Source organism: Streptomyces katrae (assembly GCF_000966975.1).
Taxonomy (GTDB): domain Bacteria; phylum Actinomycetota; class Actinomycetes; order Streptomycetales; family Streptomycetaceae; genus Streptomyces; species Streptomyces katrae.
Genome location: NZ_JZWV01001349.1, coordinates 1 through 2,495, shown reverse-complemented (window position 1 = coordinate 2,495; position 2,495 = coordinate 1). Strand labels below are relative to the sequence as shown.

Here is a 2,495-nt window from a genome sequence, read left to right as displayed (position 1 = left end):
GACGGACTCCTCGCGAAGGTCACCGAGGTCGTCGGGAAGACCGACCGCGGCACCGAGGTGAAGACCGCCCCCACGACGCTGTCCGCCGCCCTCGGCGAGGCCAAGGCCGACGGCAAGGTCAAGGTCGACCCGTCCGCCATGACCGTCGAACCCCTGATGAAGGGGGTCACGTTCTCGTGGGCCAAGGGCGACGGCGCCCGCTTCGGCGCCGAGGGCGCGAAGCTGCCCCTGGGCAACCTGCGGCTCGACGTGAACGCCGCCATCGACACCGCCAAGGACGCCCCCGCCTCGGCCGGCGCCTCGGTCTCCGGCTTCGTCCAGCTCGCCCCCCAGGTGGAGTTCTCCTACACGGGGACGAAGATCGGCTCCGCCCCGAGCGCGGCCTTCCTCGGCATGAGCGGCGACTGGTCCTCGCAGTGGGCCCTCAAGGGCCGCGCCGCGGCGAGCACCGGCGCGCCCAAGCGGATCCCCTTCGCCAAGCTGCACAGCGCCCCCGTCATCCAGGTCGGGCCGGTCCCGGTCGTGGTCAACCTGGATCTGACGGCGTACATCCAGGTGGAGGCCGACGGCCAGGTCACCCTCGACGTCCAGCAGGACGTCAAGGGCGACTTCCGCGTCGGCGGCAGCTACGCGACGGGCAAGGGCTGGACCCCGGTCAGCACCTCGGCCGTGAACAGCTCCCCGGTCAAGGCCACCGTCGCCGCCTCCGGGCGGGTCAAGGCCGCCCTGGGCGCCGAGGCCTCCGTCGGCCTGTACGGGGCCGTCGGCGTCGGCGCCGACTTCGCCCCCTACCTGCGCGGCGAGGCCGACGCGAAGGCGTCCGCGTCCAGCGACGGCAAGACCTCGGTGAGCGGTGCCTGGGCCCTCTACGGCGGCTTCGACCTGAACGGCCAACTGCACCTGCAGCTCTCCCTGTTCGGCACCCCCGTCCTGGAACGCCGCATCCCGCTGGGCACCCTCCACCGCGAGTGGCCCCTCGTCAGCGGCGGCGCCGGCCGCTAGTCCTGGACCGTCCCGCACGGGGTGTCACGCCCGGATCTTGACCAACGGACGCTACGTGCGGGTAACTTGAGGGCATCCCACGAGGTCCGACGGAAGGGGAGGCCGTGGCAGACCACGACCTGACCGGTTTCGCCAAGAGCACGTTCACCCACGGGGGCACCACCCGCCGGGTGCTGCGCCGGGGTACGGGCCCGGCGGTGATCATCATGGCCGAGATCCCGGGCATCACCCCCAAGGTCCTCGAGTTCGCCGCACACGTGGCGGACGCCGGCTGCACGGCCGTGCTCCCGGTGCTCTTCGGCACCCCCGGGCGGGACGCGAACCCGGCGTCCGGGGGCTGGCCGAACACCGCCCGCGCCCTGGCCTCGACCATGGGGCAGGTGTGCGTGAGCCGGGAGTTCACGGTCCTGGCCACGGGCCGCAGTTCGCGTGTGGTGGGCTGGCTGCGCGCGCTGGCCGCCGCCGAGCACGAGCGCTGCGGCGGGCCCGGGGTCGGCGCGGTCGGGATGTGCGTGACCGGCGGTTTCGCGCTCGCCATGGCCGCGGACGAGCGGATGCTCGCCCCCGTGCTGTCCCAGCCCTCGCTCCCGCTGCCGTGCACACCGGGCCGGGCGGGCACCATCGACATCAGCCCCCGGGAACTGGCCGTCGTGCGCGGGCGCTGTGAGCGCGAGGGGCTCCAGGTCCTGGGGCTGCGGTTCAAGGGCGACCGGCTGGTGCCCGGGGAGCGGTTCGCGTTCCTGCGCCGCACGCTCGGCGACGCGTTCGTGGCCGTCGAGCTGGAGGACAACACCGCCAACCCCGAGGCCGCCCTGCCCCCGCACTCCGTCCTCACCGAGCACCTCGTCGACGAGCCCGGCCAGCCGACGCGGCAGGCGCTGGACACCGTACTGGACCTGTTCCGCGAGAAGCTGCTCGGCGAGCCGTCCGGCCCGGCCCTGTGAGCCGGGGCCGGGCCGGACGGGGCCGGGCGGGGCCGGGCCGCGCGCCCGGCGGGGTTCAGTAGACGAGTTTGTAGGTGACGTCCTTGTGCACGGGCTCCGGAGCCGTGTCCGTGTACAGCAGCCGGATCACGGTGAAGCGCTGCACGCCGGGATGCGTGGGCCAGGGCCGGGGCGCGCTCAGGGTGACCTCCACCGGATAGGGCCGGAAGTGCCCCGCCGCGCAGTACGGGCGGCAGTCGTTCACCATGTCGGTGCCGGTGGCGGTCGCCGTGCCGGCGCCCCAGGTGTGCCAGTGGAGTCCGACGAGCCGGTTGTTCCCGTCACCGCAGGCCAGGATGTACTCCTCGGGCTGGACCTGGGCCGCGGAGAAGCAGTCCACGACCACCACCGGGTACGGGTCCGCCGGCGCGGACTGCGCCGACGCGGGCGCGGCCAGCGCGGCCAGTGCGGCCGCCGCGCACAGCAGGCCGGCCCTGCGCCCCCGCAGCCGGGCCGGGCGGGCGCTCCGCCCGTCTCCTGAAGCGTCCACGAACCCCTCCTCGCCAGTGC

Annotated in this window: 3 protein-coding genes; 2 read left to right on the top strand and 1 reads right to left on the bottom strand. The window is 74.3% G+C overall.

Annotated elements, in window-relative coordinates; all coding sequences use genetic code 11:
* Positions 1–1,002 (top strand): hypothetical protein (locus VR44_RS37095; protein ID WP_045952073.1); only part of this gene is annotated, 1,002 nt, incomplete at its 5' end.
* Positions 1,003–1,106: 104 nt separating this feature from the next.
* Positions 1,107–1,946 (top strand): dienelactone hydrolase family protein, encoded by an 840-nt coding sequence (locus tag VR44_RS37090; RefSeq protein WP_045952072.1) that lies wholly within the window; start codon positions 1,107–1,109, stop codon positions 1,944–1,946.
* A 55-nt stretch (positions 1,947–2,001) separates the two neighbouring features.
* Here the strand turns inward: VR44_RS37090 and VR44_RS37085 are convergent.
* On the bottom strand, positions 2,002–2,495 hold a 494-nt coding region (locus tag VR44_RS37085), incomplete at its 5' end, for a hypothetical protein (protein ID WP_342669432.1).